The following is a 14,436-nucleotide window of genomic DNA, read 5'->3' as shown; positions in this document are numbered from 1 at the left end:
GCCTCGTTATGCCTGACCTGGAATGTTATTGCTGGCTACCTTATCGGTTTGTGCAGCACGAAAATCCGCCACGTTTTGCGCAATCTCTGGACGCGTCAGCCCTAAAATCTGTGCCGCCATAATCGCTGCATTGGTTGCGCCTGCCGGGCCAATCGCCAAAGTACCCACTGCAATACCCGCAGGCATTTGTACAATCGAAAGCAAAGAATCGACACCGTTTAAGATCGATGATTTGACTGGAACACCCAATACAGGCAAATCGGTTTTTGCTGCACACATACCCGGGAGGTGCGCCGCGCCGCCTGCACCGGCAATAATCACTTGAATCCCGCGATCACGCGCTGTCTCGGCATATTCAAACAAACGATCTGGTGTCCGATGTGCTGATACCACCTCAGCCTCAAATGGTACGCCAAGCTGTTTGAGCATATTGGCAGTATGTTCCAGTGTTGCCCAATCCGATTGAGACCCCATAATAATTCCGACTAAGGGTTGAGCATCTTTCGCTGCGACCGCGTTCATTGGCACTTCCAGAGAGTAATAAGAAAAACGGGATATCCTGACTTGCATCAAGACAAAAAAGATTATGCGCGCCATTATAGCGTCTTTTTTCGACGTCTCCAAAAATCTTCATCGATTCTGCGGTGCTTTTGTACGCTTTTGCTGACAGCATTTCAGGAAATTTTCGACTGTTTTGATGCTGTCAGATCGCCTATTCTAAATTCATCAGGAACAGGACGTTCCAGAACATAAAACAACAATGATACGTTCATGCATCAGGATGTGAGGTACGACAGGCGTTATACCTAGGAACCAAGATACGAGAAAGCTCGACAGGATGTCGGGCTTTTTTGATGATCTCGATTTTTTCTTTACTGACTACGAAATACGAAATACACACAGCCCATCAAACACAGCATGGCCCACAAATAGTCAATCTTAAACGGCTGTTTAAACATAAATAGCATAAACGGTGTAAAGACCAGCAAAGTCACCACTTCTTGGGTAATTTTCATTTGTCCCAGACTCCAGCCATGCTGATCTAGATAACGCGTGGCCGGAATCATAAAACTGTATTCGAGTAGGGCAATGGCCCAGCCAAATAAAATCGCTTGCCAGAGTGGAGCGTGGTGCAAAAACTTTAAGTGTCCGTACCATGCCAAGGTCATGAAACAGTTGGAAATAATCAGCAGCAATAAAGGAAAGGAGAGGGCCATAATGTGCTCAAAAGTGATTGATGCCTGCTTAGCGTACACGGCAATGCTTAAAAGTAAAATCAGTCAATATCACGACTGGCATCACTATACCAATACATGCCATCGGCGTAATGCTTATAGCGCTGTCGTACAGGCAAAAAATTAAGTTCGCGCTGCGCAGTTTGCAGAAATTTCTTGAAGATTATTTGGGAGGATTCATCGACTGAACGCCGATAATCCGAATCGTTCAGGATAATCTTCTGTCCGTTTCGCAAATAAAAATGGATGCAAATTTTAGAACTTTTTAAGGCAGGTGCTTGAGTGGCATAGTCATAACTATAAAAACCTACAATATCGGCTTTGGCATAGCACTGTGGCAGCGCCTGACCCAACCGCACATACATGCAACTGGCATCAAACCAGATCTGAACCTGCTTTGAAAACATGCGTACCAACCCTGCCACCGTCCCGAAATACAGTAGAAATAAGAGACTGACAGGCCCTAAATGAAAGCCTGCACCCACTACATAGACATAGATCAGTACAAAAACCAGCAAAACAGGCACACACATCCATAGCACCTGAAATGCTGAATAAGGATACACCCGCTCAAAGCTAAAAATTCGGGTGGGTTGCGTCTGTATAATGGATGCTTTACTCACTGCTCAGCTTGCTACAAATTTACGCGCTAAGCATTACTATGCCGTATTTTTAGCCAGAATGCGACGACCTCAGCCGATAACAAGAAAAACTATCTTTTCAGAAACAGCCTTGATATCGTTGCACTCAAATTTTAACGATTTAGACAACAGCACCGAGCAAATGAAGTGATGTGTCAATGACAGTGGAGTAGGCAAGTAATGCATCTGCATATTTTGGGTATTTGTGGCACATTTATGGGTTCTTTGGCGCTTTTGGCCCGCGATCTGGGTCATAAAGTGACAGGTTCCGATGCCAACGTCTATCCACCCATGTCGACTCAACTCGAACGTGCAGGCATCGAATTGATGCAAGGTTACGACCGAAGCCACTTACAACCACACCCTGATCTGGTCATTGTGGGCAATGCCATGAAACGTGGTATCGATGCGATTGAGTACATGCTGAATCAGGGCCTACCTTATATCTCCGGCCCACAATTTCTGGCCGATCATGTATTGCAAGGCAAACATGTGTTGGGCGTTGCAGGGACACATGGCAAAACCACCACTACAACTATGCTGGCCTGGGTGCTCGACCAGGCGGGTTTAAATCCCGGCTTTTTGATTGGCGGTGTTCCGCTGGGTTTTAGCGAAAGTGCGCGTTTGGGCGGCGGAAAATATTTCTGTGTTGAAGCGGATGAGTACGATTCTGCTTTTTTTGATAAACGCTCCAAGTTTGTTCATTATCACCCTAAAACAGCGATTTTAAATAACCTCGAATTTGACCATGCCGACATCTTTGATGATCTGGCTGCCATTCAAAAACAGTTTCATCATCTGGTACGTACCATTCCAAGTGAAGGCTGTATTATTAGTCCAACCACCGAAACCAATATTGATGAAGTCTTGGCTATGGGCTGCTGGACGCCTGTGGTTCGTACCAGCTTAAATGCCAACGATGCACAAATCAGTGCCGAGCAACTCAGCGCCGACGGTAGTCATTTTAAAGTCCTTGAACACGGCGTGGTTCAAGGTGAAGTTCGCTGGAATATGACCGGTCAGCATAGCGTCGCCAATGCACTTGCAACTATTGCGGCGGCTCAGCATGTCGGAGTGAGTATTGCACAGGCCTGTGAGGCGTTATCTGCTTTTGGCGGTGTGAAGCGTCGTATGGAACTGTTGGGAACCATTCGGGGGATTGAAGTGTATGACGACTTTGCCCATCACCCCACTGCAATTGAAACTACGCTCGATGGTGCACGTCAACGTTTGGGTAATCGCCGTTTATGGGCAGTGATTGAACCGCGCTCGAATACCATGCGCATGGGCAGTCATAAAGAGGGATTGGCAGATGCTGCACGTCTGGCCGATGAAGTCATCTGGTATCAACCAGAAGGTTTGGACTGGGATTTGCAGCCCGTGATTGAGGCTGCGGTTAATTCTGCACAAGTCAGCCACTCGCTGGATGAGATTATTCAGCGAATTCGCTCAGAAGCCGCTGAAGGTGATGCGGTTGTCATCATGTCGAATGGTGGTTTCGGTGGGCTGCATCAAAAATTAATTTCTGCTTTACAAGATTAATTCAGCAGCGCTGCTTGAGTGAAGGGGCTTCATCTGTGCCTTCACTCGAATCATGTCTTCAATTGCTGCTTAAACAGTCAATTCTTACAAAACTGTGCGGATTTACAATTTCAGATTGTGCTGATTTCTTTATGATGCGTGCTTTCTTCATTTGAGAGTGGAGGGCACATGCCTATTGAAACGCTCAATCTCGAGCTGTTTAGCCTGATCAATGCATCGGCCGAAGCGAAGCCGTGGATCATTCATCTGGCTATTTTTATTGCCAATGATTTACTGTATCTGGTGTTAGGTCTGCTGGTTTTTTTGTGGTGCTTTGGCGATCTTGCCAACAAGGAACGTGCCTTAAGAGCAGTCTTATTGACCTCGATTGCACTCGGTGTTGGTTATTTGATTTCACTGTATTATCCACATTCGCGTCCCTTTATACTGGGTGTTGGTCATACCCTGATTGAGCACAGCGCTACCGCTTCCTTTCCAAGTAATCACATGCTGATTTTTAGTACCATCGCATTGTCGTACTTGAGTGTTGGGCGCCGAGTGGCTGGCGGCATTTTATTGCTCATGGCGTTTGCAGTGGCTTGGTCACGTATTTATATTGGGGTACATTTCCCGCTGGATATGCTCGGTGCCTTTGGTGTGGCGTTGGCAATTAATGGCCTTGGCGTATATATATGGCCGCTGTGTCAAACGCATATTATGCACATGGCAGTTGCCGTGTATTCATGGTTATTTCATCCGCTACTGCGTCGTGGCTGGTTGAAATAAAGCTGTGACTCGGTGCTTGATCTTTGATCGTGACTGTGGCATGCTTTGCAAACAATTGGATGCTTTTCATCCAAGGCAAAATTTAGTTTGACAAGGGGAGTAGCCTCCTCCAAGCGTTTCGAGCATGACTCAAACGCGTCAGATATCGTCAATACACTTTGAAAAAAGTCGGTATCTGAGCACAGAATACTTATTCTGTGTAGGCAAGACCTTGATCATGTTGTTTCAGATTATTATGTTATCTGGCAGCTGGTCGAGGTTTTTTTATGACTGCTTGCCGGATAGGGAGAAAAAAATGGACTCTATCGGCAATCCATGGCTGTATCTGGTCTTCTTTGGCATCGTGTTTGTGATGTTATTGATTGACTTTTTAGGCTTCAAACAAAAAAAAGCAGACGAAGTACCGCTCAAGCAAGCACTGACTTGGAGTATTGCATGGGTCACGGTTGCACTCTTGTTTGCAGGCGGACTCTGGCTCTATCTACAACAAACGGCAACACTGGCGATCGCTAATCAGAAGACCATGGAATATCTGGCAGGTTATCTGCTTGAAAAATCCTTAGCAATTGATAATGTCTTTGTCTGGCTAATGATTTTTGCGGCCTTTGCTGTGCCAGCAGGACTGCAGCGTAAAATTCTGCTTTACGGTGTACTGGGCGCCATTATTTTACGTAGTATCTTTATTTTTATTGGTGCTTGGTTCGTTCAAGAGTTTTCTTGGGTGCTGTACATCTTTGGTGCTTTCCTGGTGTATACCGGCTTTAAGTTCCTTAAAGGTCAGGGCGAAGAAGAACAAAACATCGAAGATATGAAGGTACTGAAATGGTTACGCAAGCATATGCGAATTACCCAGAACTTCCATGGCGATCGTTTCTTTATCCGTGAACAAGGTGTGCTCTGGGCAACACCGTTATTTATTGTGCTGATTCTGGTTGAATTTTCCGATGTGATTTTTGCAGTCGATTCAATTCCTGCAATCTTTGCCGTGACCACCGATCCGTTTATTGTTTTAACCGCAAACTTGATGGCGATTTTAGGCTTGCGTGCCATGTTCTTCTTGCTGGCAGGTGCGGCATCTAAAATGCACTATTTACCGTATGGTCTGGGCATCATCTTGCTGTTCATCGGTTTCAAAATGCTCATGCTGGATGTGTTCCACATGCCAATCTGGATCTCGCTCAGTTTTATTGTGATTGTATTGGGAATCACGGCGTGGCTTTCGATGCGTCACAACAAGAAACAAGAGTTGTCTGACTCTTAAGCTAAAGCACCACATAAAAATGCCTTTGACTTGTTCAAAGGCATTTTTTTATAGCATTAACGCTTTTGCGAGTGCCTTAAAGATGCCACATAGCGCACATACACCCATGAAAGCCCCATCATGGCCAGATTCATAATCACTGGATTAAAGGCCTGAACCAAAGTGGAGGGCAGTAACAACATTACGAGCAGCAACAGAAACAGCAAACCCAGCAAATTAAAGTAATGCAGGACCTTGCTGGCATAGAACAAAAACAACAAGCCAAAGATTACCTCAGCCACACCTGAAGCATAGACAGCACGTAGTGCCCATACCTCAGAAAAACCTAAAACCTGCCAGATTTTGAGCTCGTCGGGATGCTGCCATATCAATTTCGGTACCATCCCCTGATAGCACCAAAAAAAGGCAAGTAGGCGATTAATGGTTTTACAAATTGGATCATTGTGCACGTGTATTCATCTCTGAGCGTCCTTAAAGGAATAAATACGCTCACATATTCTACATCCACAGCCCGCAAACCTGTAAAGGATCAATCATTTATCTGTGCACATTACCAAGTGCCTTTCTTGGCAAGAAATTTGCAGCTATAAAAAATAAAAACCTTGCATTTTTTAGGGCTTGCTCAGGCCCTTTCTTTTTATCTGTATTTTTGAATAATCATGTTGCGCATCAACATATAGTGCCGCCAAGGTAGATGAAATACGTTACAATCAACCGAAAAAATTACACGTTGTAGGGTTCAGTATGTCATTTTCTGCTCCGCAAGCCATCATTCGTGGTCGCTTTTTGGATATCCAGTCTCTCGTTAATCAAGCCGATCAAATTGCAGAGCACGTACGCTATCTTGAAGATGGCGTGATGCTGATCGAGCAGGGTAAGATTGTGGCCTTTGATCACTGGGCAAATTTAAAAGACCACTTGCCTGCCCATGTAGAGATTACCCATTACCACGAGCAATTAATTATTCCGGGCATGATTGATACTCATATTCATTACCCGCAAACCGAAATGGTCGGTGCCTATGGCGAACAGCTCCTGAGCTGGCTCAATACTTACACCTTTCCAACCGAACTACAATTTAAAGATGCGGCCTATGCCAAAGAAATTGCCGAGTTTTTTCTCGATGAATTACTTAAAAACGGCACCACAACGGCCTTGGTATTTTGTACCGTACATCCTGAATCGGTAGACGCGTTATTTGAAGCGGCACAAGCGCGCCAGATGCGGGTGGTGGCTGGTAAGGTATTGATGGATCGTCATGCCCCAGACGGGCTCTGCGATACCGCAGAGCGTGCCTACAATGAATCTAAGGCGCTGATTGAAAAATGGCACGGGAAGGGGCGTGCGCTCTATGCGATTACGCCGCGTTTTGCTCCGACGTCTACGCCAGAACAACTGGCACGGGCAGGACAGCTTAAACAAGAATTTCCTGATGTCTATGTGCATACGCACTTGAGCGAAAATAAAGACGAAATTGCGTGGGTGAAAGATTTATTTCCCGAGCAGACGGGCTATTTAGATGTCTATCAGCACTACGGCCTCACCGGAAAACGTTCGGTATTTGCACATTGTGTTCATCTTGAAGAGCACGAATGGGACTGCATGCACCAGACCGACTCAGCAATTGCGTTTTGTCCGACGTCGAATCTGTTTTTAGGTAGTGGGCTGTTTCCACTGAAAAAAACATGGGATAAACAGGTTAAAGTCGGTTTAGGCACAGACATCGGTGCAGGTACATCGTTTAGTCTGTTACAAACCGTCAACGAAGCCTACAAAGTCCAACAGCTTCAGGGCGATAAACTTTCTGCCTATGAATCGTTTTATCATGCCACACTTGGTGGTGCCAAAGCGCTTGATCTAGACGATAAACTGGGCAATTTTGCACTGGGCAAAGAAGCCGATTTTGTGGTGCTCGATTTGAAAGCCACCGCTTTGCAGGCGCTGCGTCAGTCGAGAGCCAAATCGCTTGAAGATGCCTTGTTTGCACTCTTTACCATGGGAGACGATCGTAATGTCGAATCGACCTACGTGTACGGACAAAAAGTCTATCAAAAAGCGGCGTCGAACTAATCTCGTCCGTTGGACTGTGCTCTTACTGGGCTGTGCATGTTTACTCAAATCGGACCAGTCAGTTCAGCCTGACGCATGATGTATACACAACAAATGATGCATCGCAGGCTTTTTTGCTTTAAACTTTGGTCATCGATTTATGATTTTGAGGTGTTGCTGGTCAACACCTTTTTTATTTGAAAACTTTCTGATGTTTTAGGTTTCTGCACATGACCGTCGAAATGAGCGTAATGATCTCTGCCGAAGAGATTCAAGCCAAAGTAAAGCAGCTCGGTGAACAAATTAATGCTCACTATGCCAACAGCAACAAAGATCTGGTCCTAATTGGCCTGTTGCGTGGTTCATTTATTTTTATGGCCGACTTATGTCGTGCGATTGCAAAACCACATGAACTCGATTTCATGACGGTTTCAAGCTATGGTGCCAGCACGGTATCGAGCCGAGATGTCAGAATCTTAAAAGATTTAGACGGCGAAATTCGTGGCAAAGATGTTCTGGTGGTTGAGGATATTATTGACTCTGGCAATACCTTGAGCAAGGTTTTGGAAATCTTGCAAACGCGTGAACCGAATTCTATTGAGCTGTGTACGCTGGTGAGCAAACCTTCACGCCGTGAAATCGAGCTTGAAGTCAAATTCTTAGGCTTTGAAGTTGAAGATCGTTTTATTGTGGGCTACGGACTCGATTACGATCAAAAATACCGTCATTTGCCGTTTATTGGCGAAATCGGTCTTTAAGAAAAATGGTGCAATCGCACCATTTTTTTTTGTTTACACTCTGCACAAAACACCTACAGGATGTATCTGAGTTTCTCTGTCACTTTGATCGGTTTCATTTCATCATAATCAAACAACATCATGTAAAACCAAAAAAATGAGAAACAAGGAGAACATCCATGTGGTCATTAATTGTGGCAATTGTCGTGGGTTTCATCGCAGGCCTGATTGCACGCGCGATTCATCCCGGTGACGATAAAGCCGGATTCATCGTGACAACATTACTCGGTATTGCTGGCTCTTTACTGGCAACTTATGGCGGCCGACTACTCGGGCTATACAGCAATAACTCCAGTGCAGGCTTTATTGCCTCTGTGATTGGAGCAATCGTGATCTTGTTTATTTACAACCTGATTACCAAACGAAGTAACGCCTAAACGGTTAGACTCAAGGTGAGGCAACATCTTGCCTCACTTGATCTCGCTGAGCACCTGTTCAATCTGCGCTGCACTTTGTGCGCCAGTCACTTTTAGTCCGTTGGCAAAAAACAAGGTCGGCGTGCCCTGAATCTTCAAGCGTTCGCCCAGCGCCAGATTACGTTCTACAGGCGTAGTACAGTTTGCGTTGGCCTGTGGTGCGACATTGTTCGAAATTAAATTCTTCCATGCATAGCTGCGATTTGCTGAGCACCAAACCTGTTTTGATGGTGTAACAGATTGCGTTTTGAGCGGATAAAGAAAAGTATAAATGGTCACATTGTTGAGCTGACTCAAGTTTTGCTCAAGCTGTTTGCAATAAGGGCAATTTGGATCTGAAAATACCGCGATCTGGCGTTTACCATTACCTTTTACGGTTTTAATCGCATCCTGCAAGGGCAGATCACTCCAGCGAATGCGATTATTTTGCATCACCAGATCCTTGGTCAGATTGCGCTGGTCTTTCAGGCGAATCATTGAACCCACAAATATATGTTCTGCGTCTTCGCCGATATACACCACCTGATTGTCCAAGGTTCCGCTATAAAGGCCATTCATCGCCGTTTTTTCTAGATTTTCAATTTTGAGCTTGGGGTATTGAGTTTGCAGATGCTGTTGTACGTTTTGCAGATTGGCATGTGCCACACCCGTCATCGCCGCCAACAATGCCATTATTACACGAACTTTCATCGCCACGCCCTTCATTGCTCAAAAAAGTGCAGTGTAGTCGAATCGCTAAAAAAGTATGTTGTATTTTATAGTGAAGCAGATGAGGTTCCACGTGGAACACGTGACTCATCATCGAAATGAGATTTAAGCCTCGTTATGTTGGAAAAAGCAGCCCCGAAAGACTGCTGTCGTCGTTAAATGCGTCCTGCTTCTAAAAAAGGAATCCGAACTGCATCAAACTGCGCCCGAGGATCCTGCTCGAAGGTTAAAAAGCCATGCATGCCTACCAACACATCGCCTTTATAGTAGGCGTTGAGCCGCTGTCTTGGGTCTTTATGCGATAAAGTAAAGGTAATCGCGTCGATTCCCCGTTGTTTAGATAACTTGAAGGCATCACGCAACATGGTGTCGTGTAGCGCGAGTTGTTCAGGTTCACACAGCAGTGAATGCAAAATATGATACTTAAACGATTGTCCTTTTTTTGGCAGTTGAATACGGCCATTGAGTTTGGCCCACACATTGTAAAGCGGGCGGAAGGTCTGAATTTTTTTACTATAATCGAGCACCTTACTTTGTTTAAATCCACTTTGGTTCCATAAACCAAACATTCCTATCAAACGATCCTGCTCAAAGTAAAGCTGAAAATCATCTAAAGTTAAGCCCTGAAAATACGGATCGTTGTGCAATAGCTGTGCAAAGTCATAGGCTGGAATAAAGTTATAGTACGCTGCCATCTGCTGGATAAATGCATTCATTTGCTCGATATGGGCCGCTGTAGCGACGCAGCGCTTGAGCTTTGACAAATCGATCGATTGCTTGGCATGCAGCAGCGTTTTAGGAAACTGTGCGTGTTTAAAGCCCGTCAGGGTTAGGGTTTCAATGAGTCCTTCATCAAAATACTGAAAGCCTAGCCGTCCACTTTGTATGGCACGGCGCGCGGCAATATTGTCATCAAAAATAATCATCTGACAAAAATCGGGATCTTTTAAACTGGTTTTAAAATGCGGTGTCATCTGCTTCAACACGGCTTTACCACGCACTTGCGGTGAAAGACGCAAATCGCCCCCGTAGCGAAATGGCATTACGGTGCCATTAACATAACAGGGCCGCAGACCAATGTTGTAACACCCGACCAAGCAACCAGTACTGTGATCCTGCGCTACGGTACTGTCAATTTGGGTATAAATCACTTGACTGGCTTTAAAATAACTCGGTTCGCGCTGAAAACTGAGTGTCAGCCCCCGCGTGGTCATCGGCAGACTGACCAGTTTTCGTAGTTCTTGATCATCACTTGTCGCCACATGACGGACTTCAATTCCTTGCGGCTTTTTGATTACGATTTGCTCGGCACTGTTCATGAATTTTTAGTCCTTATGGCATCGGGGGAGCATCATTCGATGCGACTGTAAACACGCTGGAGAGGCGTCCCATCTGATCCAATAATTGATACGTTAAAACAAGCTCATCTTGCTGATTGAGGATTTTTTGCGTTTTGACATCGAGTAGGCTTTGTTCGGCATTGAGTACATCGCTACTGGTTTTGGTGCCAAATTCCAGCTCCCGTTTGGTGAACTGTAACGCAATCGTGGCCGACTGAATGGCTTGATCGAGTGCACGCTTGTTTTGTCGTACGGCCTGTAATTGTAAATATGTGGTTTGTGCCTGCTGCTGAAGCGACTGTTGCAGCGCATTCATTTTTTGGCTGGCCAGCGCGACATCCACGGTAGCTTTTTGTCGATTGGCCTTGTTTAAGCCACTGTCATAAAGCGGAACATTAAACTGCAATCCCACCATATAGCCCTTACTTTCACCATCTTTTTCTTCATATTGCATTCCCGCTCGCCCCGTCAGGCCAATCGACGGTTTAAGTTCCAATTTGCTTAAACGATATTGTTTTTGCGCAGATTGCGCATCTAAGCGGGCTTGTTGCAATGCTGGGTGCTGTTCTATCGAATAGACAATATCGTCAATTGAGCCAGGAATTGGCGGTAATTCAATGGGTGTTTCTAAGTGATCTGCAGCTTGACCTGTCAGTTGATAAAACCGGGTTTGACTGATCTTGAGCTGCGCCTCGCTACGCATGGTATCGGCCTGTGCCTGTGCCAACTGCGCCTCGATCTTGGCCAGATCGGCACGCGTGATCACCCCCGCATTCAAGCGCTTTTGTGCATCACTGAACGAACGTTGCAGCGTACTTTGCACATTCAGCTTGAGGGTACGGATCGCCTCTTGCTTGAGTACCTCGCTGTAGGCCTGCACGGTTTGTAAAACCGTAGTCGATTGCTGTGCACTCAAGGCCTGTGACTGCGCAGCTATTTGCGTTTTGGCCAGCTCGATTCCGAGGCGTTCACGTCCCGCCGTGTAGAGGGGATAATCAAATTTCAGCATCAGGCTACGGGTGCGCCGAAAACTTTCATCAATTGAAAATAACGGGCTGTAATTGGGTGGATTATCGACTTGTCCTACGCCTAAACGTCCTTCTACACTGACATTAAGCCCATAACGACGCTCGGCCTGTTGTAATTCGGCTTCGGCACGTCCCACTCTTAAATCACTAATTTTCAATTGTGGCTCATAGCTCAGCGCACTTTGCACGGCATCTTGCAGGGTCATACACCAGACATTCGGCGCAATCAATACTCCCAGCAAACCTAACCAATGTAATTGTTTCATGACAGATTCCACAACATCCCGCTAGACAGGCTCGGCACATAACATGTGTTCAAGGCTCGATAAAGTGACTTTTTTTAACGGTTCGGGCTTGATGTTGCCCTCGATCATTCCTTCTCGCATGACCACGTGCTTATAACCTTCCCAGCCATTGTCGACATAACAGACGCGTGGCTGATCGAGCTGCCCCAAGTCACGTGCCAGCTCATAGTGAAAGTGCTGACGAAGCGCCTGATCGATCTGCTGGACACACACCTGCTGGCTCGTCTCACCCTCTACCAAAACACAATAAAACGGTTTGGCCTGTTGCTGGGTATCTACCGCAAACAGAGAAACGGCCTGTATCTGTTGCTGTTTAAGCTGCGTAATCAAGCTGTGAGCGACATCTGGAGAGAGCTTTTCCCCCACCAGATCGACACCAAAACGGCGTCCCTGAAACTCAAAACAAGGCACTTGACCAAAAAAACCGGTCACACGCAGGCTGTCGTCGAGACAGTAACGTAATAAACCATTACCCGACGTGAGGACTGGACTGACATAATCATTCAATTGCAGTTCCCATGAAGCAACGATTTCGCCCTGACGCGGCCCACTTAAGTATTCAAACTCATAAAAATGACTGTGATAGGCCAAAGGATAGCAATCGTCGTAGGGAATCGTCACCACGCCTTCAGTGGCCCACAATCCTTTCCCTTCAAACTGCGCAAACGGCAGTGCTGCATGTAAGCTGGCTGCCCATTGTTTTGAGCCTGCGGTATCCCAACTCGACACCAGACTCAGTTTTGGCCACAACTGCTGATAATCCAGTGGTGACTGTTGCATCAGACGAGCCAGCAACAGCGCTCGCTGCGGTTGGTGCGGTGCTTTGACTTGACGCAATGAAGCTGCACGCTGCTGCCACGTTCCGCTTCGTAAGACCTGAACAATCTCTTCGGCTTGCTCGTTTAATTTTTCAAGCAATTGCAGCGCAAAGGTGGGACTCCACACCGACATCATGGCCAGATCTGCATCTGCCACCAAATAGCATAAAGTCGCAAACAGTGCATCATCGGCTTGGGCAGCAAAGGAGACATCACTCGGTACGGCTTGGGTAAATTTCGATAAAATGCGTTTTCCTAAACCAAGCAATGCACTGTCGTCATTGAGATTTTCATCTTTGAGTACTTCACGCTGGCTTTCGGGTAACCATGATACCGACCAGTAATGCGTGCCGCGATCGAGTTGATTGCATTTACGGTACATGCTCGACAGCCACGGTGCAATTGCGGCATCGAGTTCATCTAAAAATGCCTGTGTGTAAGGGATAAACTTAATCTGCTCACTCGATCCGCTGGTCGGCTGATAACGCACCAACTTGCTACTCGACAACGTAGTTTTAGTGCTTCGACAGGCCGTGATCTGGTCACGCCACTGCGCATAGCGCGTGACCGGAAAACGTGTTTTAAAGCTTTCATAGTCGGTCACACCCGCCTGCTGGGCGAGTGTAGACATCTGTAAAATCTTTTCAAGTTTTTCACGCTGCACCTGTTCAAGCGCATTTTTTTGCTTTTGAAAACGCTGATCGGTCTGACGACAGAACAGCTTGAGCACTTGATGCGAGAGCGGCGTGATTGCCATGGACTTCATCATGAAGATGCCCCTTCTGGGGTATTGTAGGATGGGCGTGATTTGCTGCTTTGTTTGCCCTTGCTGGCCGGTTTGGTCAGCATACGTAGTGGAAAGCGAAGTACATCCTGCCATGCCAGACGGCCAATACATGGTAATTCTGTGCCCTGAACCCAAGTCGGATTTTCACGCTCGAAAAACGAGATTTTAGGATTATCCTGACGCATCTGCTGCGTAATTGGCGCAACATCGGCTTTAAGGGGCTGATAGTCACTACCAAAGTTGAGTAAACCACTGTCGTGATCAAAATACTCATTAAAATAGGTTTTGCAGTAATGCTCGACAATCGGTTTCAGGTGCGCGTGCTTACCCTCATGGTGCGGGTAGTAAACAAAATAGTTATTGGCCAAAAGTAGATAGGTTTTGTAGCCCTTCGAAATCAGGAGCCAATACAGCTCATCAAACGGAAAGCGAAAGCGCAGTTTGATCAACAGCTTCATCATGGTGGTTTGCAGGGTGCGGCAGCCCCAGAATTCTTTTTGAATCACGGTATCGCCGCTAAACAAGAAGGTATAGTTTTTATTGTTGAGGGTAAATTGATGGAGCGCTACTGTTGAAAAACCCACAACTTCATTGCGCTTCGGGTGCAAAATCAGTATAGCGCCGTGTTTCTTTTTAAAATCCTCCAAAAAGATCGACTTACGCGTATTGGCATAATACTCTGAATAAATTTCATACATCTGGTCTAGATATTCTGAAGAGATATCTTCACGCTTCATGTAACGC

At 46.0% G+C, this 14,436-nt stretch carries 15 protein-coding genes; 6 read left to right on the top strand and 9 right to left on the bottom strand.

Features of this window, described 5'->3' with window-relative positions; translation table 11 throughout:
• Nucleotides 1-6 precede the first annotated feature (6 nt).
• From purE to ADA42_RS01720, 3 genes are all read right to left on the bottom strand, one after another.
• The gene (purE, locus tag ADA42_RS01730; protein WP_004933436.1) at nucleotides 7-522 is read right to left on the bottom strand and encodes a 5-(carboxyamino)imidazole ribonucleotide mutase; all 516 of its coding nucleotides are present in this window, start codon (nucleotides 520-522) and stop codon (nucleotides 7-9) included.
• A gap of 350 nt (nucleotides 523-872) precedes the next feature.
• A complete protein-coding gene (locus tag ADA42_RS01725) occupies nucleotides 873-1,217 on the bottom strand; it encodes a DMT family protein (RefSeq protein ID WP_004933440.1) in 345 nt (114 codons plus the stop codon).
• Between the two features lie 59 nt (nucleotides 1,218-1,276).
• Nucleotides 1,277-1,858, bottom strand: coding sequence for a hypothetical protein (locus ADA42_RS01720; protein WP_228137586.1), 582 nt, complete (start codon nucleotides 1,856-1,858; stop codon nucleotides 1,277-1,279).
• A gap of 198 nt (nucleotides 1,859-2,056) precedes the next feature.
• On the opposite strand from ADA42_RS01720, the gene mpl reads away from it, so the two are divergent.
• From mpl to ADA42_RS01705, 3 genes are all read left to right on the top strand, one after another.
• Nucleotides 2,057-3,418, top strand: coding sequence for a UDP-N-acetylmuramate:L-alanyl-gamma-D-glutamyl-meso-diaminopimelate ligase (gene mpl, locus ADA42_RS01715; RefSeq protein WP_004933445.1), 1,362 nt, complete (start codon nucleotides 2,057-2,059; stop codon nucleotides 3,416-3,418).
• Nucleotides 3,419-3,586: 168 nt separating this feature from the next.
• Nucleotides 3,587-4,183: an undecaprenyl-diphosphatase gene (locus tag ADA42_RS01710; RefSeq protein ID WP_048763261.1), complete on the top strand. Its 597-nt coding sequence runs from the start codon at nucleotides 3,587-3,589 to the stop codon at nucleotides 4,181-4,183.
• A gap of 295 nt (nucleotides 4,184-4,478) precedes the next feature.
• Nucleotides 4,479-5,444: a TerC family protein gene (locus ADA42_RS01705; protein ID WP_004933450.1), complete on the top strand. Its 966-nt coding sequence runs from the start codon at nucleotides 4,479-4,481 to the stop codon at nucleotides 5,442-5,444.
• Nucleotides 5,445-5,500: 56 nt separating this feature from the next.
• Here the strand turns inward: ADA42_RS01705 and ADA42_RS01700 are convergent, their stop codons facing one another.
• Nucleotides 5,501-5,893, bottom strand: a complete 393-nt coding sequence (locus tag ADA42_RS01700; protein WP_048763259.1) for a DoxX-like family protein — start codon at nucleotides 5,891-5,893, stop codon at nucleotides 5,501-5,503.
• 295 nt (nucleotides 5,894-6,188) lie between these two features.
• Between ADA42_RS01700 and guaD the strand changes: the two genes are divergently transcribed.
• The 3 genes from guaD to ADA42_RS01685 all read left to right on the top strand — a co-directional run bounded on the left by guaD (nucleotide 6,189) and on the right by ADA42_RS01685 (nucleotide 8,667).
• Nucleotides 6,189-7,514 (top strand): guanine deaminase, encoded by a 1,326-nt coding sequence (gene guaD / locus ADA42_RS01695; RefSeq protein WP_048763258.1) that lies wholly within the window; start codon nucleotides 6,189-6,191, stop codon nucleotides 7,512-7,514.
• A gap of 209 nt (nucleotides 7,515-7,723) precedes the next feature.
• Entirely contained in the window at nucleotides 7,724-8,251 is a 528-nt protein-coding gene (hpt, locus tag ADA42_RS01690; protein ID WP_004933458.1) for a hypoxanthine phosphoribosyltransferase, read from the top strand.
• 158 nt (nucleotides 8,252-8,409) lie between these two features.
• Nucleotides 8,410-8,667 (top strand): GlsB/YeaQ/YmgE family stress response membrane protein, encoded by a 258-nt coding sequence (locus ADA42_RS01685; RefSeq protein WP_004933462.1) that lies wholly within the window; start codon nucleotides 8,410-8,412, stop codon nucleotides 8,665-8,667.
• Nucleotides 8,668-8,700: 33 nt separating this feature from the next.
• Here ADA42_RS01685 and ADA42_RS01680 read toward each other — a convergent pair whose 3' ends face one another.
• From ADA42_RS01680 to ADA42_RS01660, 5 genes are all read right to left on the bottom strand, one after another.
• The gene (locus ADA42_RS01680) at nucleotides 8,701-9,396 is read right to left on the bottom strand and encodes a DsbC family protein (protein WP_048763281.1); all 696 of its coding nucleotides are present in this window, start codon (nucleotides 9,394-9,396) and stop codon (nucleotides 8,701-8,703) included.
• A 173-nt stretch (nucleotides 9,397-9,569) separates the two neighbouring features.
• Nucleotides 9,570-10,733, bottom strand: a complete 1,164-nt coding sequence (locus tag ADA42_RS01675; RefSeq protein ID WP_048763255.1) for a hypothetical protein — start codon at nucleotides 10,731-10,733, stop codon at nucleotides 9,570-9,572.
• 13 nt (nucleotides 10,734-10,746) lie between these two features.
• Nucleotides 10,747-12,048, bottom strand: coding sequence for a TolC family protein (locus ADA42_RS01670; RefSeq protein ID WP_048763254.1), 1,302 nt, complete (start codon nucleotides 12,046-12,048; stop codon nucleotides 10,747-10,749).
• Between the two features lie 21 nt (nucleotides 12,049-12,069).
• Nucleotides 12,070-13,674 (bottom strand): GH3 family domain-containing protein, encoded by a 1,605-nt coding sequence (locus tag ADA42_RS01665; RefSeq protein WP_048763252.1) that lies wholly within the window; start codon nucleotides 13,672-13,674, stop codon nucleotides 12,070-12,072.
• Nucleotides 13,671-14,429, bottom strand: a complete 759-nt coding sequence (locus tag ADA42_RS01660) for a hypothetical protein (RefSeq protein ID WP_227265873.1) — start codon at nucleotides 14,427-14,429, stop codon at nucleotides 13,671-13,673. The genes ADA42_RS01665 and ADA42_RS01660 overlap by 4 nt, the downstream gene beginning before the upstream one ends.
• Between the last annotated feature and the right edge of the window lie 7 nt (nucleotides 14,430-14,436).

Origin of the sequence: Acinetobacter sp. 243_ASPC (assembly GCF_001054715.1) — a bacterium.
GTDB lineage: Bacteria > Pseudomonadota > Gammaproteobacteria > Pseudomonadales > Moraxellaceae > Acinetobacter > Acinetobacter soli.
Note: the sequence above shows the minus strand (reverse complement) of the source record. Positions and strands in the feature narration are given on the sequence as shown.